Consider the following 26,378-nt stretch of genomic DNA (forward strand, 5'->3'; position numbering starts at 1 on the left):
AGATCTCGCACGTATCCGGTTCAGGCTCAGGGACTGTTTCTTATGTCCACATAGAGTACCAGACTTTGACCGGGCTGCAGATAACGGGAGGTATTGAGATCATTCCAGCTTGCGATATCCCTCACATTCACCGCGAAACGGTTGGCAATCGTGGAGAGCGAGTCGCCTTTACGTACCTGGTAGCCCACCTTGCGGACCATACCCTTGCCCCTGGTGTTGCTTGCCAGCATGGCTGGCTGCTTGGACTTGGACCAGATCACCAGTTTCTTGCCCGGCATCAGCGGGTCGCCCGGCGCCATACCATTCCAGGACGCCACTTGCCGAACGGAGACGCGGTGTTCACGGGCAATATCCCAGAACGTATCGCCCGAGCGTACGGTATAGTCAACGCGGGTACCGTTACTGTTCTTGCCGCTACGTTGTTGTTTGCTGGCAAGACGTTCGTTGGCGCTCAGGGCGTAGGCCTCTGACTGCTTGGCTGCAGAGGGAATCATCAGACGTTGTCCGATACGGATAATGTGGCTGTCCAGATTATTAACCTGCTGGATAACCGAAGGCGTGGTGGAGTAGCGTTTGGCGATGGTGCTGAGCGTATCGCCGGATACCACCTTGTAGTTGTTCCAGGACACGCGTTGCGAAGGGTCGGTCTTTTCAAGTGCGGCGGTAAATGTTCTGGCATTCTCTCGTGGCACCAGCAGGCGGTGGGGGCCCTCCGGTGACGTGGCCCAGCGATTGAAAGAGGGGTTGAGCAGGTAGATTTCGTCAATGTCGACGCTTGCCAGTTCGGCGGCCTGGGCAAGATCCAGCTGTGAGCCGGTTTGCACCACCTCAAAATAGGGCTCATCCGCAAGTGGTGGCAGCTCAATGCCGTACTTCTCGGGCTGGTCGAAGATCTTGGCAAGCGCGATCAGCTTGGGCACGTAGTGGCGGGTTTCCCGGGGCAGGTCCAGTGACCAGAAATCTGTGGCGGCGTTCTTTTTGCGGTTGCGCCTCATGGCACTGGAAACGGTGCCACCGCCACTGTTATAGGCGGCCAGTGCCAGCATATAGTCGCCATCAAAACGCGTGGCCAACCTGTCGAGGTATGTCAGTGCCGCATCTGTAGCTGCGATGACGTCGCGGCGGTCGTCGTGCCACCAGCTCTGGGTCAGGCCGAAATACTTGCCGGTGGACGGAATGAATTGCCACAGGCCGGCTGCGCGCCCATGGGAATAGGCAAACGGATCGAACGCGCTTTCCACCACCGGGAGCAGGGCGAGTTCTGTGGGCAGGCCACGCTTCTGGGTTTCAGTCACAATGTAGTGCAGGTAACGACTGCCGCGCTCAACAACCCGGTCAATGTATTGGGGGTGTTTTTTGTACCAGTTGAGCTGGGCTTGTACCCTCGGGTCGCTGGCGTCGTGGTCGAGGGCAAACCCCGATCTCATCCGTTGCCACAAGTCTGATACAGCGACGGCTTCAGTGGATTTATCCTGGTCAGGTGTGTCCAGTTTTCGCCGGGCATCTTCTGCTGTTTTTTTCAGGGAAGGCTCGATGGCATCATCAAGCTGGGTGCGGGAAGACTTGTCGGCAGACCTGCCGTCCGGGTCGGATTGTATAGATTCCTTGAGATCCTCGTCTCCGGCAGCAACGGTCAGTTTTTCGGTTTCAAGAACGTTTGCGGAAGCTCCAGCGTGATCGCGTTCACCAGGGCTGAGGATGCTGCAACCGCTGGTGAGGGTGCCGAGAAGGAAAAGGATTGAGATTCGCGAGACCGACATATAGCGACTTCCGGTTGGCTGGGCGACACCGGGTAGATCTGTCTAAAATCCCGGCATATTTAATGGTTTACGGCGCAAAAGTTACATGAATTCTATTGGAACACTTTTCAGGGGGTCAACAAGACTCTCGTTACCGCATTGATAGAATTTGTTACCCCCTGCTTGCTAAAAGGTGTCCTTTCCGTGACGGGTGACGGCGAAAACGTCATTTTCTGAGGTGATCGTCAGCCCGGCCTTGCCTGCATGTTTTTTCGCCGAGTCGATAACGGCCTGGTCATCCCAGCGGAGGAAAGGGTTCAACCGTTTTTCGTCACCCAGAATGGACGGCACCGTCGGTTTGCCATCATCCCGTAGTCTCTGGCACTGGGCTTCAAATTCGCGCAGCGGCGCATCATCCGGAAGCCAGTGCCTGGCAAATTTCAGGTTAGCCATGGTGTATTCGTGGGCGCAATAGACTGCGGTATCGTCCGGCAGATTCCGGATGGATTCCAGGGACTGCTTCATCTGTTCCGGCGTTCCTTCAAACAATCGCCCGCAACCGCAGACAAACAGCGTGTCGCCACAAAACAGCACCGGGCGCTCGTTCACCGGGCAGTCGGTAAAGTAGGCAATGTGGTCCAGCGTATGGCCGGGTACGGCCAGCACATTGAATGTCAGATCCTGCCATACCACTTCATCGCCGGGGTGGACCTCGCTGTTGGCCCCCTTGAAGGGCGAATGCGCGGGCCCGATGATGCGGCAGTCGGGCGCCGTCTTCGCAAGGGCGCCAACACCGCCAACGTGATCCGGATGATGGTGGGTAACCAGAATGGTATCCAGCTTCAGGTCGTTATCTGCCAGGAAGCGGATAGCGGGCTCTGCCTGGCCCGGATCGACAATCAGTGCCTGCCGGTCTTCAGTGTTGAACAGGCACCAGATGTAGTTGTCATTAAAAGCTGGAATAGCGCTAATGGTCAGCATAGGCTCCCACATGTGCAAGACGAATGTGACTGTTATGATAGTGCATTAACAGCGACGTCCCAACACCGCGCGGGATGAAACAGGGGAACACGGCGATGACCACAGCAGGTGATATTGATTACTCTGCCCGACAGCAGAGCTTTGAGAACTGGTTCCAGACACCGCTGGGCCGCTCTCTGCTGGCAGATCAAAGGGCCTGTGTTGATCATCACACTGCAAAACTGTCGGGGGCCCGACAGTTGCAGGTTGGGCTGAGCCACCGTCTGCCATTGGCAGGCGCAACTGATTTCACCCAGAGAATTCTCACTACGCCCCGCTGGAATTCAGTGATTCCCGAAGGCGTAGCGGTTTGTGATGCAGATGAGCTGCCTTTTCCCGGCGACTCCATGGACCTGGTAATACTTCATCATACCGCCGATTTTTCGCCCCATCCCCACCAGGCCCTGCGGGAGGCCTCCAGGGTGCTTCGCGGTGAAGGAATGATGGTGCTGATCGGATTCAATCCGTTCAGCCTCTGGGGGCTCAGGAAGTTGATGTCCCGGCACCGCGGTGGTCCCTGGGGCGGCCGGTTCATGCTGAAGCGGCGAATGGAAGACTGGCTCAGGCTGCTGGATTTCTCAGTGGAATCGGCCGGCTCCTCATTTTTTCAGGTGCCTCTTCAGCGTGCGGTACTGAGTGAGCGAACAGGGATAATGGAAAGGGTTTGTGGTAACCGGTTCCTGCCGGCGGGCGCCTATTACTGTATCCTTGCCAAAAAAAGGGTTTACTCAAGAATGCCTCGCAAGCCGGTCTGGCAGGGCAAGAAGGTGATTGCCTTGCCGGGCAGGGGAGCCGCTCTTAATCATAGTCAAGTCGAGGAATACTGATGGCCGGTAAGGTTGTTCTCTACACCGATGGCGCCTGCAAGGGAAATCCAGGCCCAGGAGGTTGGGGTGTTGTGCTCAATTATGGAAACGCTACCAAGAAGCTGCATGGTGGCGAAGGCAATACAACCAACAACAGGATGGAACTGATGGCCGCCATACGTGGCCTTGAAGCCCTGAAACGACCCTGTGAAGTGGAGTTGTATACGGATTCCCAGTACGTGCGCAAAGGCATCACTGAGTGGATGCACGGCTGGAAACGCAACGGTTGGAAGACGTCGGCAAAGAAACCGGTCAAGAATGAAGATCTCTGGCGCGAACTGGACAAAGAAGTGGCGCGGCATACCGTGAACTGGCACTGGGTAAAAGGCCACTCCGGAAATCCGGGGAATGAGCTGGCAGACGAGCTCGCCAATCGTGGTGTTGAAGAACTGGCGAACGCATAACGGGCAGGGCGGATAATGAGACAGATTGTACTGGATACGGAAACCACCGGTATTGATCCGGCGGAAGGGCACAGGATCATTGAGATCGGGTGCGTGGAACTGATGGAGCGCCAGACCACCGGGCGCCATTATCATGTGTATATCAATCCGGAAAGGGAAGTGGAAGCTGAGGCTATAGGCGTTCACGGGATAACGAATGAGTTTCTTGCCGACAAGCCAAAATTTGCGGACATTGCCGCGGAGTTCTTCGAGTTCATCAAAGGCGCGGAGCTCGTCATTCATAATGCCGCCTTCGATATCGGTTTCATGGACTCGGAATTTGCCCGTCTGAAACCGGTCCGCAAGACTGCTGACCACTGCGGCGTGGTGGACTCTCTTGCCATTGCACGAAAAAAACACCCGGGGCAGAAAAACAACCTTGATGCGTTGTGCAAACGGTACGGTGTCGACAATAGTAGTCGGGACCTCCACGGGGCCTTGCTGGATGCGGAGATACTTGCTGAAGTCTATCTTCTCCTCACAGGTGGCCAGACCGCCCTGTCTCTGGACGCCGGTAACGATGGAGCCGGAGGTGAGGGTGGTATCCGTCGGCTGCCAGATGACCGCAAGCCACTTAATGTCATTCTGGCCAGTAACGAGGAGGCGTCTGCTCATGAAGAGTTCATGGAGCTGCTTGCCAAACAGGCGGGCGAGACAGTTTGGGGCAAGCTGGCGCAGAAAGAGTAATGAGGAGCTGGGTCGGATAGCTGCCCCGCAATGAGAACTGTGCCGGACTGTACTTTTTGTTACATTCCCGCTTTGTTGAGCAACTTGAGTTTTGTGTTATAAGTAATGATAAGTTCGCGAGTTTTCGCGAACTTTTGTTTTAGCTGGGAAGGGTAAAACTGGCTCATAAAAAGGCCCAGAAAAATACCGAAAGGGTCACATTCCAAGAACAGGACGCGGTAGTTTCCGCATAATTTACAGGAAGCGTTTATGGTTCAATCGTCTCTGGCGACGAAATCACAGTCATTTGATCTGGTCAAAAGTGAGATTGAGCAGACCATAAGACAGGCAGAGTCCAGCCTGGAACGCTTTCAGGAAAATCGGGAGAGCGGTGAGGACCTGCAGAACTGTGTGGATTTTCTGAACCAGCTCCGTGGCATTTTCATTCTTGTTGAGCTGCGTGCCGGCACCTTGCTGTGTCAGGAAGCAGTCAGTATGGCGAACGACGTCCCCGTGGGCGCCAACGATGACAAGAACATACTCCTTACCACGCTTAACAGTGCGCTTTTTATCTTGCGTCGTTACGTTGAATACTACCACCAGCAGCGTGCCGATCACCCCGAACTTCTGTTACCGGTAATCAATGATCTGCGCGAGGCCCGGAAGGAAAAACCCTATCCCGAGTCCTGCTTCTTCGACGTGGACGTCAAGGAGCGGCCGGATTTCTGCGCCGGAATTTCTGTGCCTTCGTTTGAGGGCAATGAGGCTGAGTATGAAATTCTCGCTCGCCGTATGCGTCTTACCTTTCAGGTAGCGTTGCTGGGGGTTCTCCGCGAAAAGAACGAGGTGGTCAGCAAAAAGCTTTTTGGCCGCGCCGCCCGGGGATTCGCCCGGTTGTGCCAGGGACAATCGATGGGGCAGATGTGGTGCCTGGTAGCCATTGTTGCAGACACAATGCTCGACCGCGCGATGGGGTTCAGTAAAGCCCGTAAGCGCATGTTCATGAGAATTGAAAAGTATTCCCGTGAAGTGGTTTACGTAGGCAAGGTTGCTACCGCAAAGGACGCTCCGGACTCTCTGATAAAGGACCTGGTCTATCTGCTGTACCGAAGTGGTTCAGCTAATCCGGAGGTTACCTCCGTACTGTCGGCCTTCCGTCTTGCACCGGCGGAATTCCCCGACTCCATGCTTGATGCCCACGCCCGCCGGCTCTATGGCCCGGGATCTGATGTACTCAAGTCCCTGTCGACAGCCTTGCAGGACGAGCTTAACCAGCTCAAAGACAAGCTGGATATTGTTGAGCGCGGCATCGAGCCGGATCTGGCTGAACTGTCCTCCATTGCCGAAGCGCTGGAGCGCATGGCAAATACACTGGTGATGCTGGATCTGAACCAGCTGGGCACCATGGCCCGGGCGGAAGCAGTCAAACTGCGGACCTGGGAAGAAGAAAAGCGGTTACCGGCGGATGACGAGCTCTACAAGCTGGCGGATTCAGTGCTTGGCATAGAAGACGCCGTCATGCAGATCGTGACAAGAGGCATTACCTCCGAAACCGACGCACTGGCAGGCGGACAACGGAACCGGGAAGAGTCGCTGTATCTCAGGGAAGCCACGTTTGTGGTGGCAGATGAGGCCAGAAGTGCGTTGACCCTGGCCAAGCGGGCCATCACTGCCTTTATAGAGTCTGACTACGACAAGCTCCACCTGGCTAACTTGCCGGGTACGCTGCACAGCATTTGGGGTGGTTTGCACATGCTTGATGATCCGGGGGCTGCCTCGGTACTCGAACGGGTCGCCGGCTCTATCCAGGAGCGCCTGCTGGATGCCAGAGAAGCTCCACCGGCTCAGGTTCTGGAAGCACTGGCTGACGCGCTCACGTCCCTTGAATATTATATTGAAAGCATCGGAAAGCGTGAGGAGCGTAACGCCGATCTCTTGCGTCTTGCGGAGTCGTCGCTGGACGATGTGGGCTTGTGAGAGGAATGCTCGAGTAGTTGAAACGAAAAAACCCTGCACTCTCGCAGGGTTTTTTTATGGGGAGTTCTCAAGCGGGTATTAACCCATGTTGAACAGTTCACCCAGTTTTGTGGCCAGCATCATGTCGCCCTCGGCGCGCAGCTGGCCGGCCATGAATGCCTGCATGCCATCGGTTTCGCCTGACACAATGCCCTTAAGGGTTTCGGAGTTCATGATCAGCGTGACAGAAGGGTCGTCGTGAGTACCTTCGACTGCTTGGCAGGTGCCATCTTTGATAATCACGTGATAGTTATTGTCGTCCTCGATATCGAACTGGAAGACCAGGTCCAGGCCTTCAGCGGCGTCTGCGTTGAAATTCTGTTCGAGCTTTTCAAAGATTGGAGCTACAGACATTGTTTTACCCTTTTTGGTGTTTGTCTTGGCGTATTGACTGCGGGCACGCAGGCTTAGCATTCGACTTTAGGGTGAGATAATAACAGTGTCAAGCTCGATCGAACGCTTGTTTTAATTTTCTTTCTTATCCCGATGGGTTGTACCTCTGGGTACCTCAGTTACAATCGAGCGCTCAAGAATAATCCTGGAGAAGCAACTTGGAATTTCTGACAGAGTTCGGTTTGTTCATTGCGAAAACGGTTACCCTGGTGGTGGCGTTGCTGGTCATTGTTTCCGTGATTATGTCCACTGCCCAGAAGGATAAGGATGATCACGGTGGGGATGGTGAACTGAGGGTTCGCAAGCTCAATGAAAAGTACCGCAAACTGAGGGAGTCTCTTCAGGCCAGGCTGCGTAGTGAGTCGGAGCGAAAAGCCTTCGAGAAGGCCCGCAAGAAAGCCGAGAAGGCAAAGGAAAAAGCGGCGAAGGCAAAGCGCAAGTCTGGTGAGGGCGCCGAGGAAGAAAAACCGAAAGTATACGTGCTGGATTTTGATGGTGACATCAAAGCCAGTGATACCGATTCCCTGCGCCGCTCCATCACGGCAGTACTCAGCGTTGCCGAGCCTGAAACTGACGAGGTGGTGATTCGTCTGGAGAGCGGAGGCGGGCTGGTGCATTCCTATGGTCTGGCTGCCGCTCAACTCGACCGTATCCGCGCCAAGGGCATCAAACTGACGGCCTGTGTTGACAAGGTGGCAGCCAGTGGCGGCTATATGATGGCCTGCGTGGCGGATCGTATTGTGGCGTCCCCGTTTGCCATCCTGGGTTCCATTGGTGTGGTTGCCCAGTTGCCCAACTTCCATCGCTTCCTGAAGAAGAATGATGTGGACTTTGAGGTTCTCACTGCCGGTGAGCACAAACGCACCCTGACTATTTTTGGTGAAAACACCGACAAGGGCAGAGCAAAGTTTCTGGAAGACCTTGAAGATACACACTTACTGTTCAAGGAATATGTCGGCGAGCGCCGTCCAGGGCTGGACCTGGCAGCAGTCGCTAACGGTGATATCTGGTTCGGGCGCCGTGCCCTTGAGGTCAACCTGATCGATGAAATCAAGACGTCCGACGAATTTCTGATTGAAGCCTGTGACCGTGCGGACGTAATCTCGGTAAGTTACCAACGCAAGCGCACCTTACCGGAAAAGCTCGGCCTGGCCACCAGTGCGGCACTTGAGCACACCGTATGGCGGGTACTGGGCGCATTCCGTAACCAGAAGATCCAGTAAAGCCAACGACAACGGGGAAAGATCATGACGAACGACACCGAGTTCAAGGCGTGGCGTGTTCAGGAACAGGACGGCGGGTATGCCGGTTCCGAGCAGACACTACACGTATCGGACCTGCCCGAGAACGACGTTCTGATCCGGGTCAGCCACTCTTCCCTTAACTATAAGGACGCGTTGTCAGCCTCCGGCAACAAGGGCGTCACCCGAAACTATCCCCATACTCCAGGCATAGACGCTGCTGGTGAAGTGGTGGAAGCCGCTGCCGGCGCATTCTCCGCTGGCGACAAGGTGCTGGTTACCGGTTACGACCTCGGCATGAACACCGACGGCGGCTTTGGCGAATACATCCGCGTGCCGGCAGACTGGTGTGTGGCCATGCCCCAGGGCTGGGATGCCCGCACCGCGATGATCTACGGCACAGCCGGCCTGACGGCGGGCCTGTGTGTGACAAAGCTGCTAACCATGGGCGCCAAGCCGGAGCAGGGCAAAGTCGCGGTAAGCGGCGCCAGCGGCGCAGTAGGCAGTGTTGCAGTGGAACTACTTGCTAATCTCGGCTTCGAAGTCGTGGCCATCAGTGGCAAGCAGGACCAGGCAGACTCACTCAAAAATCTTGGCGCTACCGAAGTGCTGGGCCGTGATGCTCTGGCGAGCGAAAAGAAGCCATTACTGAAGCCGGCCTTCGCGAATGCCGTGGACACTGTCGGCGGCGGCCCGTTGGCAGAGTTGCTTAAGCAGATTCACCCGGGCGGTTCGGTTTCTTGTTGCGGCCTGGTGGCAGGGCCACAACTGGAGACTACGGTTCTGCCGTTCATCCTGCGTGGGAATAACCTGCTGGGTGTGGATTCCGTGGAAATTCCGTTAGCGCAAAAGCAGGCCGTATGGGACAAGTTTTCTGGCGACTGGGCGTGTAAGAAGACAGAAGCGTCGGCGCGTGATATTGGTCGTGGTGAGCTGGACGGGGCGCTGAAGGCCTTCTTGAAAGGGGAGTCTTCAGGGAAGATAGTTCTGGATCATTCCAGGTAGAGAGGGATGCTTTGGGCTTGTCGGATTACGCCTTTGGCTAATCCGACCTACGTTTGACTGAGGGAAAGGTTGACGAGAACCAAGAGGGGGCCGGTAACCAAAACTGTGCGGAGCCAAGGATGGCGGAGCCCAAGCCGAACAGGACGTCTTGAGGCGTGTTTTGGTTACCGGCTCCCTCTTTGTTCGTCAGGGGAGTTAAAGAAGTCCCCCGGGGGAGCCAGAGATTCAGGAAGCCCGGCGACGGAATAGCGGCACGTCGGTATCCGTAGCGGCCTGATAACCCTGAGTGAAGAAGTTCAGGCAGCGTGCAGCCTTGTTGATGTCCTTATCCGCCCGAAGTACATAAGTGTCAAAGCCGCAGCGCTTCATGAACTGAAGCTGGTCCAGAAGCACATCGCCTACGGCACGCAGCTCATTCCGGTAATTCAGCCGCTCCCGCAACAACCGGGCAGTGCTATAGCCGCGACCGTCGCTGAACTTCGGAAAATTCACAGCTATAACCGGAAGTTCATTCACCACGCCAGCCAGAATCTCTGGCTCCTCATGGCTGTCCAGCCAGACCCCGATATCATCACGGTTCTCGAAGTGCTCCTTGCCGGCCAACCAGAGGTCTGCCGGGATCAGTGAAGGCTGATCCGGAATATCCAGAGAGTCTCCGTCTGCAGGCCGGGGGACGACCGCCCAATTGTCCTGACGGATATTTCCGTCACTGGTGATCAGATCAGGCATAAACCCGCTCCTTGAATGGCTCAATGCCGATACGGCGATAGGTGTCCAAGAAAGGTTCTTCCTCTGTGCGGTGATCGACGTACACATTAATGATCTTCTGGATTACCTCCGGCATGTCATCCCGGGCAAAGGATGGCCCCAGAATCTTGCCGATGGCCGCATCGTGATGGGAGGAGCCGCCCAGACTGATCTGGTAGAACTCCTGGCCCTTCTTGTCGACACCAAGAACACCGATGTTGCCCACATGGTGGTGCCCACAGGCGTTCATGCAGCCAGAAATATTCAGGTCAATGTTGCCGATGTCATAGAGAAAATCCAGGTCATCGAACTGGCGCTGTATCGCCTCGGCAACCGGAATGGACTTGGCATTGGCCAGGGCGCAGTAGTCGCCCCCCGGGCAGCAGATCACATCCGTCAGGGTGTTGAGATTGGCAGTGGCAAAACCCATGGGAGTAATAGCCTGCCAGAGCTCGAACAATTTATCCTTTCTGACATCCGCCAGAACCACGTTCTGCTGATGGGTAACCCGCACCTCGCCAAAACTGTAGTGGTCGGCGAGATCCGCAATCTGCTCAAGCTGACGATCACTGACATCACCTGGCGGCGTGCCGGTTTTCTTCATGGTAAGCGTTACAATGGTGTAGCCCGGCTTTTTATGATCATCCACATTGTGGGAAATCCACTGGTCGAACTCGCGGTTCTCGAAGCGCTGGGTGGCCAGGGAGTCCGTCACATCCGGTACCTGTTGGTAATCCGGCTCGGTGAAGTAGCCCTTGAACTGGTTGATGGCCTCTGCCGTCAAGCGGGTAGGGGAGTCCTTGATATGGGACCATTCTTCTTCCACCTTGGCGGCGAAGCCTTCAGGCGTCAGTGCCTTGACCAGAATCTTGATGCGGGCCTTGAACTTGTTGTCCCGGCGGCCATAGCGGTTGTACACACGCAACACGGCTTCAAGATAAGTGAGAAGGTCCAGTTCGGGCAGGAATTCACGGATCACCGGCCCGACCATCGGAGTACGGCCAAGGCCGCCACCAACGTGCACCCGGAAGCCCAGCTCACCCTGGTCATTGTGAACCATCTGCAGGCCGATATCGTGGACCTGGATGGCGGCGCGATCCGTGTGTTCGGACGCGTTCACTGCCACCTTGAATTTGCGGGGCAGGAAGGCAAACTCCGGGTGGAAAGTCGACCACTGGCGAATGATCTCGCAATAGGGGCGCGGATCGGTGATTTCATCTGCCTGGACGCCGGAAAACTGATCCGTTGTGGTGTTACGGATACAGTTACCGCTGGTCTGGTTGGCGTGCATTTCCACTTCTGCCAGTTCCGCCAGAATGTCAGGCACATCTTCAATTGCCGGCCAGTTGAGCTGGACATTCTGGCGGGTTGTAAAGTGGGCATAACCTTTGTCATAGTCCCGTGTTATGCGGGCCAGCCGACGAAGCTGCGCAGAACGGAGCATTCCGTAGGGAACGGCGATACGCAACATCGGCGCAAGACGTTGCACATACAACCCGTTCTGCAGGCGTAGCGGAAGAAACTCGTCTTCACGCAGCTCGCCAGCCAGAGCCCGTTCGGTCTGATCACGGAATTGTGCAACGCGCTCGGCAGCCATCTGCCGATCGTGTTCGTCATAAACATACATAGTGGAACGTCCTGCTGAAACGCTGGAAATACGGCTTTGGTGCCTGTTCTTGCGGAGGAGAATATCACCGTGTCATTATTCTTAAAATGATTATTTCAAAATATGTTTATCGATTTGAGTGATATAGGAATCGAGATATTGCTGGACGGATGTCAATTTTCCGCCTAGATTTAAAAAGGCGTGCTTGAAGAAACACATAACAAAATAAAGGGGAAAGACTATGAAGAAGACAATGCGATCTGATAGCCAGGCGGACGCGGTAGCCGCCGTTTTGCTGATAGTCCTTGCAGTTGCCTTCGCTGTGATCTGGGTATCCGGCCAATAAACCTATTGGCTGGATAGCACCACGTTTACCACCACAATCAGGGTGACGACAAACCCCACGGTAAACAGGATCCCGGCGATAATATAAGGCCAGGGGCTGTGGCTTCCGAAATCTTCCTCCCGGCGCTTGTCCGATTGCACTCCGAGAGCGCCGGCGAGAATGCTTTGCATGACTTTTAAAACACCCGGCCCCTTTTTGCGGGCAGGTTGCCTTTCGTGATCCTGTTGCTCGGCCATACTTCCTTCCATCTGATCAGGTTTGGCTCGTCCGGCAGTCGTTATTCTGCCGGGTCGTAGGCGAGACTGGGAGCAAGCCAGCGCTCTGCTTCCGCTTTGGATATTCCCTTGCGCTCAGCATAGTCCTCAACCTGGTCTGCGCCAATCTTGCCCACCGCAAAGTATTTCGATTCGGGATGTGAGAAGTACCACCCTGATACCGCAGCCGTGGGGAACATGGCAAAGCTTTCAGTCAGCTCCAGGCCGGCGTTTTTGGGCGCGTCAAGCAGTTCAAACAGTGCTTCTTTTTCAGTGTGGTCCGGGCATGCCGGGTAACCAGGTGCCGGACGGATACCCCGGTAACGCTCGCGAATCAGGTCCTCATTCTTCAGGGCTTCATCGTCCGCGTATCCCCAGAACTCTTTCCTGACGCGCTCATGCAGATGTTCCGCAAAGGCTTCGGCCAGGCGGTCAGCAAGGGCCTTGACCATAATGGCATTGTAATCGTCGTTGCGATCCTTGAACTCCAGGGAGAATTCTTCCGCGCCGATCCCTGTCGTCACCGCGAAGCCGCCAACGTAATCACAGGGGCCGTCACCCTCAGGTGCCACGAAATCCGACAGCGACATCATCGGTTTGCCGGGAGCCTTATCATCCTGCTGGCGGAGGTGGTGCAGGGTGGTAAGTTCGCTCTGACGGCTCTCGTCAGTGTAGAGCACGATATCGTCACCCCGACGGTTAGCCGGCCAGAATCCGATAACCGCTTTGGCTGAAATGCGTTTCTCGTCAATCATCTGCCGCAGAATTTTCTGGGCGTCGTCAAAGAGAGTCTTCGCAGCTTCACCCCGCTTGGGGTCGTCGAAAATGGCGGGGTACTTGCCCGACATGTCCCAGGAAATAAAGAACGGAGTCCAGTCGACGTAGTCGAGCAGTTTCTCGAGATCGTATGTCTCGAACGACCTGACTCCGATGAAAGCAGGTTTTGGCGGCTCATAGCCCTCGAAATTGATGTCAGGCGCGCGATCTCTTGCCTCTTTCAATGACACCAGCTTGGTGCGCTCGCCCCGGTTCTTGCGGCGTTCGCGAATGTCGTGATATTCAGTCCTTGCAGCATCCACCAGGGCAGGTTTCGCGGTCTTGCTGAGCAACTGTGACGCCACGTTGACGCAACGTGAGGCGTCAGACACGTACAACGCAATATCGTTCTTGTACTGCTGCTCAATTTTAACGGCAGTGTGAGCCTTGGAGGTAGTGGCGCCGCCAATCATCAATGGAATGTGGAAATCCAGCCGTTGCATTTCCTTTGCCACGTGCACCATTTCATCCAGAGACGGGGTGATCAGGCCGCTCAGGCCGATAATGTCCACGTTCTCTTTCCTGGCGGTCTCCAGGATCTTGTCGCAGGGCACCATCACGCCCATATCGATGACTTCGTAGTTATTGCACTGCAACACCACGCCTACGATGTTCTTGCCAATATCGTGGACATCGCCCTTGACCGTTGCCATCAGAATCTTGCCCTTGGCTTTCTGTTCTTCGGTCTTCTCGGCCTCGATGTAGGGAATCAGGTGGGCGACCGCCTGTTTCATTACCCGTGCGCTCTTGACTACCTGGGGCAGGAACATCTTACCGTCACCGAACAGATCGCCGACTACGTTCATACCGTCCATCAGTGGGCCTTCAATGACCTCAATGGGGTGGGTCGCGCGCTGACGGCAGGCTTCCGTGTCGTCGATGATGTAACTGGTAATACCCTTGACCAGGGCGTGCTCAACCCGCTTCTCAACAGGCCACTCCCGCCAGGCCAGGTCCTCTTCCTGGGTTTTTCCGCCCTTGCTGCGATAGCGCTCGGCGATCTCCAGCAGGCGGTCGGTGGAATCATCGCGACGGTTGAGCACCACGTCCTCGACCAGCTCTTTAAGTTCCGGGTCGATTTCATCGTAAATGACCAGTTGGCCAGGATTGACGATGCCCATGTTCATGCCGGCTTTGATGGCGTGATACAGGAATACTGAGTGGATGGCTTCCCGTACTGCGTCGTTTCCGCGAAAGGAGAACGACACGTTGCTCACACCGCCGGAAATGGAGGCGTGGGGCAGGTGATCGCGGATCCAGCGGGTGGCGTTGATGAAATCCACCGCGTAGTTGTTGTGCTCTTCAATGCCGGTGGCAATAGCGAAGATGTTGGGGTCAAAGATAATGTCCCCGGCGTTGAATCCGATGCCGACGAGCAGGTCGTAGGAGCGCTTGCAGATCTCTGTCTTGCGCTCATAGGTATCGGCCTGACCGTCTTCATCGAACGCCATGACTACTACGGCGGCGCCATATCGCATGCAGTCGCGGGCACGCTTGAGGAACTCTTCCTCGCCTTCCTTGAGACTGATGGAGTTCACCACCGCCTTGCCCTGAATACAGCGCAGGCCGGCTTCGATGACTTCCCACTTGGAGGAGTCGATCATCAACGGGACCCGGGAAATGTCGGGCTCAGAGGCCACCAGCTTCAGGAAGGTCACCATGACTTCCTTCGAATCCAGCATGCCCTCGTCCATGTTGATGTCGATGATCTGGGCACCGTTTTCCACCTGATCACGGGCAACGCTGAGGGCCTCTTCGTACTGCTCTTCCTTGATAAGACGGAGGAAGCGCTTGGAGCCGGTAACGTTGGTGCGTTCACCCACATTGATAAACAGGGTGTTTTCGTCGCCGGTAAAAGGCTCAAGGCCGGAAAGGCGCAGGGCCTTTTTGGGTTCGGGAATCTTGCGGGGCGGGTACTTGGCTACCGCGTTGGCGATGGCCTCAATGTGGTCCGGGCGAGAGCCGCAACAACCCCCGATAATGTTCAGGAAGCCATCGCGGGCAAAGCCTTCGATGATGTCGGCCATTTCTTCCGGCGTCTGGTCGTATTCCCCGAACTCGTTGGGAAGACCTGCATTGGGGTGGGCACTGACGTAGGTGTCTGCCTTGTTGGACAACTCTTCCACATAGGGGCGCAGGGCATCGGCGCCAAGAGCGCAGTTAAGACCGACGGAGATAGGCTTGGCATGGGCCACTGAGTTCCAGAAGGCTTCGGTGGTCTGACCGGACAGGGTGCGGCCAGAGGCATCGGTAATGGTGCCGGAAATCATGACCGGCAGTTCAATTCCGCTATCGATAAAATACTGCTGGGTAGCGTAAATGGCGGCCTTGGCATTGAGGGTGTCAAAGATGGTTTCAATCAGGATCAGGTCGCAGCCGCCCTCAACCAGGCCCTCAACCGCTTCATAGTAGTTGTCCACCAGGGTCTGGAAATCAACGTTGCGGTAGCCGGGGTTGTTTACATCCGGCGAGATGGAGGCCGTGCGTGAGGTGGGCCCGACGGCGCCGGCCACAAACCGTGGCTTGTCCGGGTTGCGAGCGGTGAATTCATCGGCAACCTGGCGTGCCAGTTTGGCCGCTGCCACATTCAGTTCTTTGGCCAGTGATTCCAGACCGTAGTCTGCCTGGGAAAGCTGAGTTGAGTTGAAGGTGTTGGTTTCTATAATATCCGCACCGGCATCCAGATAGTCTGCGTGGATATTGCGGAGCAGAGCCGGCTGGGTAAGATTGAGCAGGTCATTGTTACCCTGGACTTCACGGTCATAGTCGGCAAATCGATCACCGCGGAACGCTTCCTCGTCCAGTTTCAGGTTCTGGATCATGGTGCCCATACCACCATCAAGAATGACGATGCGTTCTTTCAGGGCGGTACCAAGCTGTTCCAGGCGGTCCAGACGAGAGGTGCGATTGATCATAGAATTACTTCCGGAAGTCGTATTTGTCTCAATGGCGCGGGATCATAGCAAAATTGATGGATGTCGTCCCACGCCGTCATGATGTTCATCAATGGACGAATTAAAGTCCGACTATTTTACTTGGTCTTTCATGTTGGCGCGAACTCACTTAAAATACGGTTAAACTTACCAACGGGTTGCAATTATGGCATTGGTTACGGTGACAGATCCCGCTCGGGATTACCTTGCACAACTTATCGAAAAACAGGATGTTGACGGCATGGGTGTCCGCATTTTTGTGACCCAGCCCGGAACCAAGAATGCCGAGACCTGTCTGGCGTACTGCCCGCCCAATGAAATTGTGCCGACTGACGAACAGATTGATCTTGGTAAATTCACCCTGTTTCTTGACCACAATTCGGTTCCCTTCCTTGAAGAAGCGTATGTGGACTATTCCAAGGATCAGATGGGAGGCCAGCTGACCATAAAGGCGCCCAACGCCAAGGTTCCCAAAGTTGACGACGATGCGCCGCTGCCGGACAGGATCCAGTATGTGCTGGCCTCGGAGATCAACCCGAACCTGGCCGCCCATGGTGGCGATGTGTCGTTGGTTGAGATTGTCGACGGCTCCGTGGCTGTACTCCGGTTTGGCGGTGGTTGTCAGGGCTGTAGCGCTGTGAGCCTGACCCTCAAGCAGGGTGTTGAATCGACGCTGAAAGAACGTGTGCCTGAAATCTCAGCCGTACGGGATGTGACCGACCACACCGTGAAAGAAAACGCATACTATCAGTAGGATGAAGCGCATTATACAACTGTGATCTGAAGCCGGCCATTGCCGGCTTCTTTTTTGTCCGGCGTGATATTTGTCAGCTCCGGGCCTGCCGCGCTACCGTCTGTACTCTGGCGGCACGGCCAATGTCGTTTTATTTCAATTACTTCATTATCAGGCACATAATCAGAATCAAATGGTGGGCAACAGGCCCGCCTCATAATTAACGGCGCGCTGTTGCACTGTGCTCGCCATTCATACGCTGGGGTTTGTCTTGGTTGATGTAGCACTTCTGTCTGTGCCACTTGTGGCCGCTGTGGTTGGCTGGTTGACCAACTGGCTGGCCATCCAGATGTCGTTCTATCCCGTGCATTTTATCGGTGCCGGCGTCTTCGGCTGGCAGGGTGTGATTCCCCGCAAGGCCGAAAAGATGGCTCACATCTGCATTGACCGTACTCTTCAGCAGTTTGGTGACCTGAACGCTGTCTATCAGAAGCTGGAGCCCCAGAGAATCGTGGAGCAGGTGATCTCCCAGGTTGGCCCACGAATGGATGAGTACATTGATGAGGTCATGTACGACATCCAGCCCGTACTATGGGACAACCTGCCGTTGTTTGTCCGTAACCGCATCTATCAATGGGGGCGGGAACAGTTACCGGGCCGGATCGAGTCACTGGTGGAGGACTTTGGTGACGACCTGAATGATCTGGTGGATCTTAAAGCACTGCTAAGCCGGGAACTCGAATCCCACCCTGACCTGATGAACCGTATATTCCAGCAGGCCGGTTCGGTGGAGCTCCGCTCCGTAATCAATCGCGGAGCGATCATTGGAGGTATTCTCGGTGCGATTCTGGCGCCGATCTGGGCCCGGTACCCTGAGCCCTGGCTGTTGCCGGTGGGTGGGTTTGCTGTGGGGTTTCTGACCAACTGGATCGCCATTAACCTTATATTCCGCCCTTTGAGACCTCGGCGCTTCCTGTTCTGGAAAGTGCAGGGGCTGTTTCTCAGGCGCCAGCCTGAAATCAGTGAGGTCTGGGCCAGGCTGGTGGCCGAGGAGCTGATCACGGTCGAGAAGGTCGCTGACGCCATGATCAATGGCAGCCATGGCGACCGCACCCGGGCGATTATCCAGAAGCATCTGAGGCCGCTGCTGGACAATTCTGTGGTCATGAAGCTGACCGCCCAGGTAACAGTGGGCATGACGGGTTACACTGAGCTGAAGAAAGCCATGAACCAAAAGGCTGTGCTGGCGACCCGGGACGTGTTCGCGGACCCGACCTTCAACCGGGAAAGAGCGCCGGTCGTGGCAGGGGTGCTGGCCAGCCAGATGAAATCCCTGGGTCCGGCGGAGTTTCAGGACATACTGAGGCCGGCATTCCGTGAGGAAGAACTTCAGCTCATGCTGGTCGGAGGGGTGCTGGGTGCCCTGGCGGGTGGGCTCCAGTTCCTGGTGTTAAACAACGTATTGGCGTGACAGGGCCGGCAAAAATGCCTGGCCCAGCAGAAACTGACCCGGAGGGCAGTGTATGGACTTTGGATGGACACTCGTTATTCAGGCACTGGTAACCGCTGCAGCGGTACTATCGGCGCTTGCCGTTTTCTGGTTTGTCGTGATCAAGCCTCACCTGGATCGCAAAGTCACCGAAATTATTCAGGCTGCGCGGGAGGTAGAGCCCGCCGTTAAAAGAGGGGTGCGACAAGGTGTGGAGGAGACCTTGCGAGATCTCCCTGAAAGTACGGTCAAGGAATCCACGCGGCAGTTTCTTCGTTTCGGGTCAGGTTTGTTCGAAAATGGCCTGAGCAGTTTCCTTGGCGATGTGCCGGGCCAGGAGAAAAAGCCCCGTAACGACCTATAGGCAGTTGGTGGGCCTGGGCAGGCCGGCAATGCGGCAGGCGGTCTTGGCCGGGGTGCCGGGGAACAGCTGCATCAGATAGATACTGTTGCCTTTTGCCTCGCCAAACGCCTCTTTCACTGCCTTTACGAAGAGACGGTTGGAAGGCGGTGAGATTTCATGTTGTTTGTAAAAAACCCGCAGAAACCTGATGATTTCCCAGTGATTATCGCTTAGGTTGATGCCGTCTTCCCGCGCGATAACCTCCGCAACTTTCGGATTCCAGTGCTCGGCACTTTCCAGAAAACCTTCATTGTTTCGTTCCGGCATCGGGATGTCACTCATGGTTCACCAGCTAATGACGTTTTGTGCAGATGCGGCCAAGCCTACCATGCCATCGAATGACACCGTCTGGTCGCTGCTCAAATGCGCTGACAGTCCCCGGGCTTCCAGATCCGGCGCCAGCGCAAAGCAGCGCTCCCGGTGGATAGCCAACCGCTGGGTGACAGCCAGCACGCCGTTTTCGGTGAGCAGCAATCCATCCTCAGGCCCGATGGCAGCGAGGCACAAGCTGAAGCGGCTGTGCTCCGGCGGTTTGTTGAGGATGTGCAGGGTTTTAAATGAAATCATCGGTTCAACTCCTAACCTGCAAACGCTACGTGATCGAAACGGTTGGTCAGCTCCGGCCCGAAGTCTGTGATGATCGCATGCTCGAGCAGATCCGATTCAGCCAGACCATACCGACCACAGGCATCACTGTCTGCCAACAGCGCTTCCACGCCAAAAATTGGTGCCGCTGACAGATTCCGCTCAATCGATTTCTGCTGAACCTTCGCGGCGTCCTGGCCCTTGCGCAACCAGTTCACCCCGGCACCACAGAACAGCAAGGACACAGGTTGATCGAACGCCGCCAGGGAGAACGCCATGTCCAGCGCTTCCCGGCCGTCCCAGGAGCCGTAGGGCGGCTGGTCGATAATGATCAGAGTGCTCATCGTCAGCCTCCCTTGTGAAAGTACAAAACCCGGGAATCAGAAGCTGCACTGTCTACCCACTCGCCCAGGCCTGCTATCTCAAAAGGTGGGCGCAGGTTGGAAGCGGTGAGCTCGTAGCGTTGCATTTCTGCTTCGTTGACGAGACCCCGCCGTAGAGCCGAGGCAATACAGGCAACCCCGGGGATATTGTTTTCGGTAAGAAAACTGGCCCAGGCTTCGGACAGATTCAGTTCATCGGACGGCGGCGTGCTCAGGCTGGATGAGAGGTGAACGCCATCACCATAGAGAAATACCCGGTCGATACGCTTGCCGGCTGCCAGCACGGCCTGTGCAAACTGCAGGGCTGTTTGCGGTGCCTGAGACGAGTAGGGCGCACCGGTAATTACCAACGTAAAAACCCCGGCAGGTGCCGGGGTTTTTGTCTGCTCTGGCAAGCTACTGCTCATTCGCTGGAAAATGCGCCAATGAGGTGAAGCAGGCTCAGGAACAGGTTGTAGATATTCAGGAAGAGGCCTGTTGTCGCCATGATGTAGTTGGTCTCGCCGCCGTTCACAATCCTGCTTGTGTCATAGAGGATGAAACCAGACATCAGAAACACGATAGCCGCACTGATAGCAAGGCTGAATGCGCCGATGTCAACGCCGAACATGCCGGCAACCAGCGAACCCACCAACGCTACAAGCACCACAACCAGACCAGCAACCAGCAGGCCTCGCATGAAGCTGAAGTCTTTTTTGGTGGTCAGCACATAACCTGACAGGGCAAAGAACACCACTGCCGTGCCGCCGAGAGCCTGCATGACGATCTGGCCGCCGTTAGACATGGCCAGGTAGTAGTTCAGGGTAGGACCGATCGAAAGACCGAGAAGACCCGTGAACGCGAAGACCACACCAATACCGGCAGAGCTGTTGGCGGTCCTTGGCAGAACGAACCACACCAGGGCCAGTGCGCCCAACATACAGATCAGGCTTGCACCCTGTCCCAGGCCAATAGACATGGAAACGCCAGCCATCACAGCACTGAAAAGCAGGGTCATGGCGAGCAGGCTATAGGTGTTGCGCAGAACTTTCGTCGCCTCAGGACTGATGGCGGCTGTGCCAGAGCCACGGTTTATCGTGATGCCCTGACTCTTCTGAACGTTATACTGTCTGTTTTCCATTCTGAATCTTCTCCGGTTTTTAACAGCCGTTTTTCAAACAGCTTGTGTGGTGCATGAGCCCATTATGGCTCCGCATCCGAATTCTTACTCCATCATAATGCCAGATACTCAACTTTCAATCATTTACGACAGAAAAGGGCGCCCCGGATTCCATTAAATAGAATTAATGTCGAGGAGGGAAGTGTCGCTTAGGGCCAGGGCGTTGACACGCAAAGGAATTCCGGTATCATGCTCCCCGCTGTCGCAATGACGGCTGTGGAGAAAACGGTGGGCTGGCAGAGTGGCTGAATGCAGCGGTCTTGAAAACCGCCGAAGGTTAGTAGCCTTCCCGGGGTTCGAATCCCTGGCCCACCGCCACTTTCTCTTCCCAATCTTTGATTTCCCATGATTTCTCCCGTGTCCTCAACCCCGCTTGAAACCTGAAACCCGTTGGATCCTGCGCAATTCATCCCCATAATGGACTTATGGATTTGCAGGGGATTTCGTTTATGCCGAACTCAAAGCTTGATCAGCAACCCACACCGGACGTTCGCCACGACCGGAAGTTTTCGGTGTCCGCCAATCGGGGTGGGGCCAAACACCGGCTTCGCTACGTGGAGGCCGGCGGCGCCGCTGTGGATACAGAGGAGTGTACGTTCTGTGAGTCGGTACCGGACCTGTCTTCCGGGAGCCGTGCAGAAGGTAGCGATCCCGGAAGTTAAAGACTTCTGATCACAAATCCCGGCCCGGATACTGGGCCTGCTTCTGCTCTTCTGCAAGCCTGAGCCGTTTGGCCAGTTCCTCCGGCTCGTTGGTTGGCACCTTCCAGCCTTGCAGATTGTCTTCGATCAGTTGTGTCAGCGCAGTGATGTGGCCGGGAGTCGCGTTGAGAGCCGGGATATAACTGAAACCTTCGCCGCCCGCTTCCACGAAGTATTCCCGGTTCTCTTCATCAATTTCCTCAACGGTTTCAAGGCAGTCAGAGGAAAAACCCGGGCAGAATACATCAACGGATTTCACACCCTTCCCAGGCAGAGATTTCAGTGTTTCATCGGTGTACGGTTGCAGCCATTCCTCCCGTCCGAAGCGGGACTGAAAGGTTGTCATGTAATCGTATTTTGACAGGCCAAGGCGTTCTGCCAGCAGCCGCGACGTCTTGTGGCACTCACAATGATACGGGTCACCCTTTTTCAGGTACTTCAAGGGAACACCGTGATAGGAAAGAATCAGCTTGTCGTTACGACCGTGCTCGTCCCAGTGTGCCTGGATGTGTTTGGCCATCGCCTCGATATAGGGCGGATAGTCCGGGTAGTGGGAGACAAACCGGAGATCGGGTATCCAGCGTCGCCGGGTGAAGTCGTGGGCGATGGCATCAAAGGTGGAAGCGGATGTTGAGGCAGAGTACTGGGGGTACAACGGCAATACCAGTAATTGGCGGACCCCCTGAGCCTGCATTTCATCCAGCACCTTGGGAATACTCGGATTACCATAGCGCATGGCAAAACCAACCACTATATTGTTGCCGTGCTTCGCCTGTAACTCCCTGCGAATACCCTCTGCCTGCTTCGCCGTATGGGTCAGAAGGGGAGACCCATCAGGTTGCCACACACTGGCATAGGCTTTGGCAGACCGGCTGGGCCGTATCCGCAGAATAATGCCGTGCAGGATCAGCCACCAGATCGGGCGTGGTACTTCAACGACACGAGGGTCCCAGAGAAACTCCCCCAGGTAACGACGCAGTGCTGAAGAGGTCGGGGCATCGGGGGTCCCCAGGTTGGTGATCAATACCCCGATTTTTTCCGGATGGTCATGACGAAAATTGGCGGTACCCTTGTACTGCATGGTGCTGGATCCTGGTAGCGTTTGTGTCCGGGCGAAAGGTGACTCAGGACTTCCTCGTTGCCTGCTCAGCCAATCTTGGAGCCAGGCCGCCGATATCATAGCCGGCGCTGCGGGCTTTGCTGATGATGTTCTGCGCCGGTGTGGAGCGGGCGGAGCTCAGAGCCCAGAGAACGGTACAGCGTGTTCCCGAGCGACAGAAAGCCAATACGGGTTTTTCTGCCTCCCGGATCATTGCGTCGAACCGGTCCACGTCATTATCCAGAATGTTGCCGGACTCCACCGGAAGATAAACCCATTCCATACCCCTTTCCCGGGCAGCGGCTTCAATGTCAGCCATGGCGGGTTGCCCCGGCTCTTCGCCGTCTGGCCGGTTGGCCACGAGGGTTCTGAAGCCGAGTTTTGCCGCCTCGGCTATGTCGTCTACCGACAACTGAGGGGCCACGGAGATCGTCTCATCAATGCGCCTGATGTCCATTCAAGATCCTCTGATCAGTCATGAAAAGCCAATGCATAATGCCATAGTGAGCCCCCGGGTGTCAGAGGGGGCAGCGGTGTTGTGAGGCGTTATTTCAGTTCCTGGCCCGGTTTTTCTCGATTACCTCGAACAGACCCATTCCAGCGACCATGGCCACCACAAATACCAGTGCGCCCGATTTCCCGGCCCCCAGTGCGACCAGCCCTGGCCCCGGACAGAAGCCTGCCAGCCCCCAGCCGGCACCGAACAGCAAGCTGCCAATAACGAGCCGCTTGTCGAGCCGGTCTGAAGCAGGCAAACGCATATCGAAGCCCAGAAAGGAAGTGGTGCGTTGTTTGGCCACGGTAAAGGCAAATAGGCCCACAAGAATGGCACCGCCCATAACAAAAGCCAGCGAAGGATCCCACTGCCCGGCAATATCGAGGAATCCGAGCACTTTTTCGGGATTGGCCATACCACTGACGAGCAGACCAATACCGAACAGAAGGCCGGCACCAAAGGAAGCAAGATTGAATTTCATGGATCAGGCTCCTGTTATCAGGTGGCGGATGATATAAACCGTAACGAAGCCGGCAACCATGAACGTCAGCGTTGCAATCAACGAACGTGCGGATAACCGTGACAGACCACAAACGCCATGGCCGCTGGTACAGCCGGAGCCGTAGCGTGTACCGATGCCCACCAACAGCCCCGCCGCCACAAGGACCGGGTAGCTCGCTTTGATTTCAATGGGTGGCAGTTCCGCAGTCATCATCCATAGCAGGGGAGCTACAAACATGCCCGCCAGGAAAGCAATACGCCAGAACACGTCCCGCTTTTGGGGGACCAGTAAACCACCAAGAATTCCGCTGATACCGGCAATTCGCCCGTTCAGCAATATGAACCCGGCTGCCGACAAACCAATAATGATTCCGCCCGCTAAAGCCGACCACGGGGTGAAATTATCCCATGCGATTTCAATCATGCAGCGCACCCTCTTGATTGAAGTTTGAAGCGATAGATCTATAGATATACCTTTAGGTAATAACTATATATCTAAATTGAGGCATAAAAAAGCCCGGCGCTAATGGCCGGGCAGAGGCGTGCGAGTAGTATCCATGAAAGACTTCCAGACAAACCGGCATCAGCAGGGATACCGGTACAGTGAAGTATTGACCATATTTTGAACACTTCAAGCCAGCGAACGATTCGTTTGATCACATTTTTTCATATTGAATGGGTGCTTATACTAAAGCCGCTCATAGTGCGGGTTTCAGGCCAACTGTATAAAAGCAGTTACGGAAGATTTCCGGTTGCTGACTGAATTTCGGGGCCTGCTGTAATACAATCATGGTCTACAGAGAGTCTATGTCCTCCGAGGTTTTGCATGTCTGATGAAAACGGGAACAAGCCGGAAAACGACGAACAACTGGCAGGTAAGATCAAGGGGTCTGCAAGACAGATCTGGCTTGCCGGGCTGGGAGCCTATACCAAGGCAGAAGAAGACGCCGGCAAGTTCTTTGAGCGCTTGGTCCAGGAAGGCGAACAGCTGGAAAGCAAGACCCGCGGCGTGGTGGAGAAGCACGTTCGGTCGGTGGAAGACCGTGTAGGGGATGTGCGTGACAAGGCCACTGGCACCTGGGACAGGCTTGAGCACCTGTTCGATGAGCGGGTTTCCGGTGCACTACGACGTCTTGGCATTCATCGTCGCGAGGAAATTGAAGCCATGGAACGTCGGATACAGGCGCTCGAAGCGGAGCTCATCAAGCTACGGGAAGACTCCGAAGACCGTTCCGAAGAGGAATAACCGGTCACGAGAACGGGTGAAGGTCAGAGATACTCCCGACTCATCAGATAAATCTGCTCTTTTTCCTCAGGCGCCAGATAGGGCAGCAGCAGGTACATCATCTGGTAGACACCACGGCCGGGGTCCATGGACTCCCTGTCTTCCAGGTGTGACAGGCTGTCGAAGCTGCTCCAGTAACACGCGGTCAGGGTCAGCTGGTCGCACAGGGCGCTCAGTTCTCCTTCCGTGATCTCCATAATGCCCTGGCGCTGAAAACTCTCACAGATCGTCCTGAAACCACTCGTTTTCTTTTTGAGTATGCGGCGGAAACGGGTCTGCAGCTGATCGTACCTCGACAGTACATTCACCAGGTCCTGGTACAGGAAGCGGTAACGGGCAACGGATTCGAACAGCAGATGCAGGAAAAAACTCTGCTGGTCCAGGCTGATATCGGCGTCTCCAGGCACTGCCAGGAGGTCGAGCATCTCGTGCTCGTAACGGCTGAACAGCTCTCCGACAATGTCGCCTTTACTCTTGAAATGGTAGTAAAGATTACCGGGAGAAATGTCCAGCTCGTCAGATATCAGCAGGGTCGTGACGTTAGGCTCTCCAATACTGTTGAACAGCATCAGGCTGGCTTCCAGAATGCGGTCGCGGGTTTTAATTTTTTTCATGACGCGGCCTGGAAGAGGATCAGATGTCGAAGCTGGCCCACACCGGACAATGGTCCGACGGCCGCTCCATGGCACGAATGTCGTAGCTCACCCCGGCTTCCTTCGCCTTGGGGAGAAGGTTGTCACTGGCCATGATCAGGTCGATTCTCAGGCCCCGGCGCGGGTCCCGCTCAAACCCTTTGCTGCGATAATCAAACCAGCTGAAGGTGTCGGACTCCTGGGGGTGCAGATAGCGGAATACATCGGTAAACCCGCGACCTTCCACCTGTCCGAGCCATTCCCGCTCTTCCGGAAGGAAGCTGCACTTGCCCGTGCGCAGCCAGCGTTTGGCATTGTCGGCACCGATACCTATATCCAGGTCGGTGGGGGAAATGTTCATGTCGCCCATCACCACTATCTGGTTGCCAGACGCCTTGAGCTCGTCCAGATAACGCATCAGGTCGGCATAGAACTTCTCTTTGGCCGGGAACTTGACGGGATGGTCCCGGCTTTCACCCTGAGGGAAATAGCCGTTAATTACCGTCAACTTCTGCCCATTCACGGTGAAGTGGCCTGTTACCAGTCTGCGCTGGGAGTCTTCCCCGTCCCACGGATAACCTTTCTGAACGCTGTCCGGTTCCTGGCGCGATAACAGGGCGACACCGTAATGGGTTTTCTGGCCGTGAAAGTGAACGTGGTAACCCAGCTCCCGGATAGCCTCCACCGGGAAATGCTCGTCGCTCACCTTGGTTTCCTGGAGGCCGATGACATCCGGGTTGAACTCTTTGATGACGGCCTCAAGCTGATGTAGCCGGGTGCGGATACTGTTGACGTTGAAGGAAACGAACATCATCGGCGGA

The 26,378-nt window shown here is 55.6% G+C and carries 29 protein-coding genes and 1 tRNA gene; 12 read left to right on the forward strand and 18 right to left on the reverse strand.

The window, feature by feature from the left end; translation table 11 throughout:
* Positions 1–26: 26 nt before the first annotated feature.
* Positions 27–1,760, reverse strand: coding sequence for a lytic transglycosylase (locus FO268_RS10440; protein WP_150992656.1), 1,734 nt, complete (start codon positions 1,758–1,760; stop codon positions 27–29).
* Positions 1,761–1,925: 165 nt separating this feature from the next.
* Positions 1,926–2,720, reverse strand: a complete 795-nt coding sequence (gene gloB, locus FO268_RS10445) for a hydroxyacylglutathione hydrolase (protein WP_150992658.1) — start codon at positions 2,718–2,720, stop codon at positions 1,926–1,928.
* A gap of 95 nt (positions 2,721–2,815) precedes the next feature.
* Between gloB and FO268_RS10450 the strand changes: the two genes are divergently transcribed.
* The 4 genes from FO268_RS10450 (at position 2,816) to FO268_RS10465 (ending at position 6,711) form a co-directional block, all read left to right on the forward strand.
* Complete coding sequence (locus FO268_RS10450) at positions 2,816–3,586, forward strand: class I SAM-dependent methyltransferase (protein WP_150992660.1); 771 nt, start codon at positions 2,816–2,818, stop codon at positions 3,584–3,586.
* Positions 3,586–4,029, forward strand: coding sequence for a ribonuclease HI (gene rnhA / locus FO268_RS10455; RefSeq protein ID WP_150992662.1), 444 nt, complete (start codon positions 3,586–3,588; stop codon positions 4,027–4,029). The genes FO268_RS10450 and rnhA overlap by 1 nt, the downstream gene beginning before the upstream one ends.
* Before the next feature lie 15 nt (positions 4,030–4,044).
* Positions 4,045–4,755 carry a DNA polymerase III subunit epsilon gene (gene dnaQ / locus FO268_RS10460; RefSeq protein ID WP_150992664.1) on the forward strand — a complete coding sequence of 237 codons (711 nt, stop codon included), beginning with the start codon at positions 4,045–4,047 and terminating at the stop codon, positions 4,753–4,755.
* Between the two features lie 249 nt (positions 4,756–5,004).
* Positions 5,005–6,711 (forward strand): chemotaxis protein, encoded by a 1,707-nt coding sequence (locus FO268_RS10465; RefSeq protein WP_150992666.1) that lies wholly within the window; start codon positions 5,005–5,007, stop codon positions 6,709–6,711.
* A 78-nt stretch (positions 6,712–6,789) separates the two neighbouring features.
* On the opposite strand, the gene FO268_RS10470 is transcribed toward FO268_RS10465, so the two are convergent.
* The gene (locus FO268_RS10470; protein WP_150992668.1) at positions 6,790–7,104 is read right to left on the reverse strand and encodes an SCP2 sterol-binding domain-containing protein; all 315 of its coding nucleotides are present in this window, start codon (positions 7,102–7,104) and stop codon (positions 6,790–6,792) included.
* A 197-nt stretch (positions 7,105–7,301) separates the two neighbouring features.
* On the opposite strand from FO268_RS10470, the gene sohB reads away from it, so the two are divergent.
* Both sohB and FO268_RS10480 read left to right on the forward strand, forming a co-directional pair.
* Positions 7,302–8,366: a protease SohB gene (sohB, locus tag FO268_RS10475; protein ID WP_150992670.1), complete on the forward strand. Its 1,065-nt coding sequence runs from the start codon at positions 7,302–7,304 to the stop codon at positions 8,364–8,366.
* 24 nt (positions 8,367–8,390) lie between these two features.
* Positions 8,391–9,389 carry a YhdH/YhfP family quinone oxidoreductase gene (locus FO268_RS10480; RefSeq protein ID WP_150992672.1) on the forward strand — a complete coding sequence of 333 codons (999 nt, stop codon included), beginning with the start codon at positions 8,391–8,393 and terminating at the stop codon, positions 9,387–9,389.
* 225 nt (positions 9,390–9,614) lie between these two features.
* Here FO268_RS10480 and FO268_RS10485 read toward each other — a convergent pair whose 3' ends face one another.
* The 4 genes from FO268_RS10485 to metH form a co-directional block, all read right to left on the reverse strand.
* On the reverse strand, positions 9,615–10,118 hold the full coding sequence (locus FO268_RS10485) for a DUF934 domain-containing protein (protein WP_150992674.1): 504 nt from the start codon (positions 10,116–10,118) through the stop codon (positions 9,615–9,617).
* Complete coding sequence (locus FO268_RS10490) at positions 10,111–11,763, reverse strand: nitrite/sulfite reductase (protein ID WP_150992676.1); 1,653 nt, start codon at positions 11,761–11,763, stop codon at positions 10,111–10,113. Before FO268_RS10490 ends, FO268_RS10485 begins: the two co-directional genes overlap by 8 nt.
* Before the next feature lie 327 nt (positions 11,764–12,090).
* A complete protein-coding gene (locus tag FO268_RS10495) occupies positions 12,091–12,324 on the reverse strand; it encodes a DUF2970 domain-containing protein (RefSeq protein WP_191966941.1) in 234 nt (77 codons plus the stop codon).
* Positions 12,325–12,365: 41 nt separating this feature from the next.
* A complete protein-coding gene (gene metH / locus FO268_RS10500) occupies positions 12,366–16,073 on the reverse strand; it encodes a methionine synthase (protein ID WP_150992680.1) in 3,708 nt (1,235 codons plus the stop codon).
* A 184-nt stretch (positions 16,074–16,257) separates the two neighbouring features.
* On the opposite strand from metH, the gene nfuA reads away from it, so the two are divergent.
* The 3 genes from nfuA (at position 16,258) to FO268_RS10515 (ending at position 18,677) form a co-directional block, all read left to right on the forward strand.
* Positions 16,258–16,845: a Fe-S biogenesis protein NfuA gene (nfuA, locus tag FO268_RS10505; protein ID WP_150992682.1), complete on the forward strand. Its 588-nt coding sequence runs from the start codon at positions 16,258–16,260 to the stop codon at positions 16,843–16,845.
* A gap of 250 nt (positions 16,846–17,095) precedes the next feature.
* Entirely contained in the window at positions 17,096–18,295 is a 1,200-nt protein-coding gene (locus tag FO268_RS10510) for a hypothetical protein (RefSeq protein ID WP_191966942.1), read from the forward strand.
* Positions 18,296–18,347: 52 nt separating this feature from the next.
* Positions 18,348–18,677 carry a hypothetical protein gene (locus tag FO268_RS10515; RefSeq protein WP_150992684.1) on the forward strand — a complete coding sequence of 110 codons (330 nt, stop codon included), beginning with the start codon at positions 18,348–18,350 and terminating at the stop codon, positions 18,675–18,677.
* Here the strand turns inward: FO268_RS10515 and FO268_RS10520 are convergent.
* From FO268_RS10520 to FO268_RS10540, 5 genes are read right to left on the reverse strand one after another with little or no spacing between them, the layout of a single operon-like run.
* Positions 18,672–18,998 carry a TusE/DsrC/DsvC family sulfur relay protein gene (locus FO268_RS10520; protein WP_150992686.1) on the reverse strand — a complete coding sequence of 109 codons (327 nt, stop codon included), beginning with the start codon at positions 18,996–18,998 and terminating at the stop codon, positions 18,672–18,674. The genes FO268_RS10515 and FO268_RS10520 overlap by 6 nt on opposite strands.
* A 3-nt stretch (positions 18,999–19,001) precedes the next feature.
* On the reverse strand, positions 19,002–19,283 hold the full coding sequence (tusB, locus tag FO268_RS10525) for a sulfurtransferase complex subunit TusB (RefSeq protein WP_150992688.1): 282 nt from the start codon (positions 19,281–19,283) through the stop codon (positions 19,002–19,004).
* An 11-nt stretch (positions 19,284–19,294) separates the two neighbouring features.
* Positions 19,295–19,645: a DsrE family protein gene (locus FO268_RS10530; protein WP_150992690.1), complete on the reverse strand. Its 351-nt coding sequence runs from the start codon at positions 19,643–19,645 to the stop codon at positions 19,295–19,297.
* Between the two features lie 2 nt (positions 19,646–19,647).
* Entirely contained in the window at positions 19,648–20,079 is a 432-nt protein-coding gene (tusD, locus tag FO268_RS10535) for a sulfurtransferase complex subunit TusD (RefSeq protein ID WP_225316605.1), read from the reverse strand.
* An 8-nt stretch (positions 20,080–20,087) separates the two neighbouring features.
* Positions 20,088–20,804 (reverse strand): Bax inhibitor-1/YccA family protein, encoded by a 717-nt coding sequence (locus FO268_RS10540; protein WP_150992694.1) that lies wholly within the window; start codon positions 20,802–20,804, stop codon positions 20,088–20,090.
* Between the two features lie 266 nt (positions 20,805–21,070).
* Here FO268_RS10540 and FO268_RS10545 point away from each other — a divergent pair.
* Positions 21,071–21,161: transfer RNA gene (locus FO268_RS10545), tRNA-Ser, on the forward strand.
* 131 nt (positions 21,162–21,292) lie between these two features.
* Complete coding sequence (locus FO268_RS10550; RefSeq protein ID WP_150992696.1) at positions 21,293–21,505, forward strand: hypothetical protein; 213 nt, start codon at positions 21,293–21,295, stop codon at positions 21,503–21,505.
* A gap of 10 nt (positions 21,506–21,515) precedes the next feature.
* Here FO268_RS10550 and hemH read toward each other — a convergent pair whose 3' ends face one another.
* The 4 genes from hemH to FO268_RS10570 all read right to left on the reverse strand — a co-directional run bounded on the left by hemH (position 21,516) and on the right by FO268_RS10570 (position 24,064).
* On the reverse strand, positions 21,516–22,625 hold the full coding sequence (hemH, locus tag FO268_RS10555; protein ID WP_150992698.1) for a ferrochelatase: 1,110 nt from the start codon (positions 22,623–22,625) through the stop codon (positions 21,516–21,518).
* A gap of 43 nt (positions 22,626–22,668) precedes the next feature.
* Entirely contained in the window at positions 22,669–23,100 is a 432-nt protein-coding gene (locus FO268_RS10560; RefSeq protein WP_150992700.1) for a TIGR01244 family sulfur transferase, read from the reverse strand.
* Positions 23,101–23,194: 94 nt separating this feature from the next.
* A complete protein-coding gene (locus tag FO268_RS10565) occupies positions 23,195–23,620 on the reverse strand; it encodes a YeeE/YedE family protein (protein ID WP_150992702.1) in 426 nt (141 codons plus the stop codon).
* Positions 23,621–23,623: 3 nt separating this feature from the next.
* A complete protein-coding gene (locus FO268_RS10570) occupies positions 23,624–24,064 on the reverse strand; it encodes a YeeE/YedE family protein (RefSeq protein WP_150992704.1) in 441 nt (146 codons plus the stop codon).
* Positions 24,065–24,466: 402 nt separating this feature from the next.
* Between FO268_RS10570 and FO268_RS10575 the strand changes: the two genes are divergently transcribed.
* Positions 24,467–24,886 (forward strand): phasin family protein, encoded by a 420-nt coding sequence (locus tag FO268_RS10575; RefSeq protein ID WP_150992706.1) that lies wholly within the window; start codon positions 24,467–24,469, stop codon positions 24,884–24,886.
* A 23-nt stretch (positions 24,887–24,909) separates the two neighbouring features.
* Here the strand turns inward: FO268_RS10575 and FO268_RS10580 are convergent, their stop codons facing one another.
* Both FO268_RS10580 and xthA read right to left on the reverse strand, forming a co-directional pair.
* Entirely contained in the window at positions 24,910–25,539 is a 630-nt protein-coding gene (locus FO268_RS10580; protein ID WP_150992708.1) for a TetR/AcrR family transcriptional regulator, read from the reverse strand.
* Between the two features lie 19 nt (positions 25,540–25,558).
* Positions 25,559–26,371, reverse strand: coding sequence for an exodeoxyribonuclease III (xthA, locus tag FO268_RS10585; protein WP_150992710.1), 813 nt, complete (start codon positions 26,369–26,371; stop codon positions 25,559–25,561).
* Positions 26,372–26,378 lie beyond the last annotated feature (7 nt).

This window comes from Marinobacter denitrificans (assembly GCF_008795955.1).
GTDB classification, from domain to species: domain Bacteria; phylum Pseudomonadota; class Gammaproteobacteria; order Pseudomonadales; family Oleiphilaceae; genus Marinobacter; species Marinobacter denitrificans.

What these genes read in the sequence shown, in the direction of transcription:
- FO268_RS10440 (WP_150992656.1), bottom strand. Translation starts at nt 1,760, where the DNA reads ATGTCGGTCTCGCGAATCTCAATCCTTTTCCTTCTCGGCACCCTCACC.
- gloB (WP_150992658.1), bottom strand. Translation starts at nt 2,720, where the DNA reads ATGCTGACCATTAGCGCTATTCCAGCTTTTAATGACAACTACATCTGG.
- FO268_RS10450 (WP_150992660.1), top strand. Translation starts at nt 2,816, where the DNA reads ATGACCACAGCAGGTGATATTGATTACTCTGCCCGACAGCAGAGCTTT.
- rnhA (WP_150992662.1), top strand. Translation starts at nt 3,586, where the DNA reads ATGGCCGGTAAGGTTGTTCTCTACACCGATGGCGCCTGCAAGGGAAAT.
- dnaQ (WP_150992664.1), top strand. Translation starts at nt 4,045, where the DNA reads ATGAGACAGATTGTACTGGATACGGAAACCACCGGTATTGATCCGGCG.
- FO268_RS10465 (WP_150992666.1), top strand. Translation starts at nt 5,005, where the DNA reads ATGGTTCAATCGTCTCTGGCGACGAAATCACAGTCATTTGATCTGGTC.
- FO268_RS10470 (WP_150992668.1), bottom strand. Translation starts at nt 7,104, where the DNA reads ATGTCTGTAGCTCCAATCTTTGAAAAGCTCGAACAGAATTTCAACGCA.
- FO268_RS10480 (WP_150992672.1), top strand. Translation starts at nt 8,391, where the DNA reads ATGACGAACGACACCGAGTTCAAGGCGTGGCGTGTTCAGGAACAGGAC.
- FO268_RS10485 (WP_150992674.1), bottom strand. Translation starts at nt 10,118, where the DNA reads ATGCCTGATCTGATCACCAGTGACGGAAATATCCGTCAGGACAATTGG.
- FO268_RS10490 (WP_150992676.1), bottom strand. Translation starts at nt 11,763, where the DNA reads ATGTATGTTTATGACGAACACGATCGGCAGATGGCTGCCGAGCGCGTT.
- FO268_RS10495 (WP_191966941.1), bottom strand. Translation starts at nt 12,324, where the DNA reads ATGGCCGAGCAACAGGATCACGAAAGGCAACCTGCCCGCAAAAAGGGG.
- metH (WP_150992680.1), bottom strand. Translation starts at nt 16,073, where the DNA reads ATGATCAATCGCACCTCTCGTCTGGACCGCCTGGAACAGCTTGGTACC.
- nfuA (WP_150992682.1), top strand. Translation starts at nt 16,258, where the DNA reads ATGGCATTGGTTACGGTGACAGATCCCGCTCGGGATTACCTTGCACAA.
- FO268_RS10515 (WP_150992684.1), top strand. Translation starts at nt 18,348, where the DNA reads ATGGACTTTGGATGGACACTCGTTATTCAGGCACTGGTAACCGCTGCA.
- FO268_RS10520 (WP_150992686.1), bottom strand. Translation starts at nt 18,998, where the DNA reads ATGAGTGACATCCCGATGCCGGAACGAAACAATGAAGGTTTTCTGGAA.
- tusB (WP_150992688.1), bottom strand. Translation starts at nt 19,283, where the DNA reads ATGATTTCATTTAAAACCCTGCACATCCTCAACAAACCGCCGGAGCAC.
- FO268_RS10530 (WP_150992690.1), bottom strand. Translation starts at nt 19,645, where the DNA reads ATGAGCACTCTGATCATTATCGACCAGCCGCCCTACGGCTCCTGGGAC.
- FO268_RS10540 (WP_150992694.1), bottom strand. Translation starts at nt 20,804, where the DNA reads ATGGAAAACAGACAGTATAACGTTCAGAAGAGTCAGGGCATCACGATA.
- FO268_RS10550 (WP_150992696.1), top strand. Translation starts at nt 21,293, where the DNA reads ATGCCGAACTCAAAGCTTGATCAGCAACCCACACCGGACGTTCGCCAC.
- hemH (WP_150992698.1), bottom strand. Translation starts at nt 22,625, where the DNA reads ATGCAGTACAAGGGTACCGCCAATTTTCGTCATGACCATCCGGAAAAA.
- FO268_RS10560 (WP_150992700.1), bottom strand. Translation starts at nt 23,100, where the DNA reads ATGGACATCAGGCGCATTGATGAGACGATCTCCGTGGCCCCTCAGTTG.
- FO268_RS10565 (WP_150992702.1), bottom strand. Translation starts at nt 23,620, where the DNA reads ATGAAATTCAATCTTGCTTCCTTTGGTGCCGGCCTTCTGTTCGGTATT.
- FO268_RS10570 (WP_150992704.1), bottom strand. Translation starts at nt 24,064, where the DNA reads ATGATTGAAATCGCATGGGATAATTTCACCCCGTGGTCGGCTTTAGCG.
- FO268_RS10575 (WP_150992706.1), top strand. Translation starts at nt 24,467, where the DNA reads ATGTCTGATGAAAACGGGAACAAGCCGGAAAACGACGAACAACTGGCA.
- FO268_RS10580 (WP_150992708.1), bottom strand. Translation starts at nt 25,539, where the DNA reads ATGAAAAAAATTAAAACCCGCGACCGCATTCTGGAAGCCAGCCTGATG.
- xthA (WP_150992710.1), bottom strand. Translation starts at nt 26,371, where the DNA reads ATGATGTTCGTTTCCTTCAACGTCAACAGTATCCGCACCCGGCTACAT.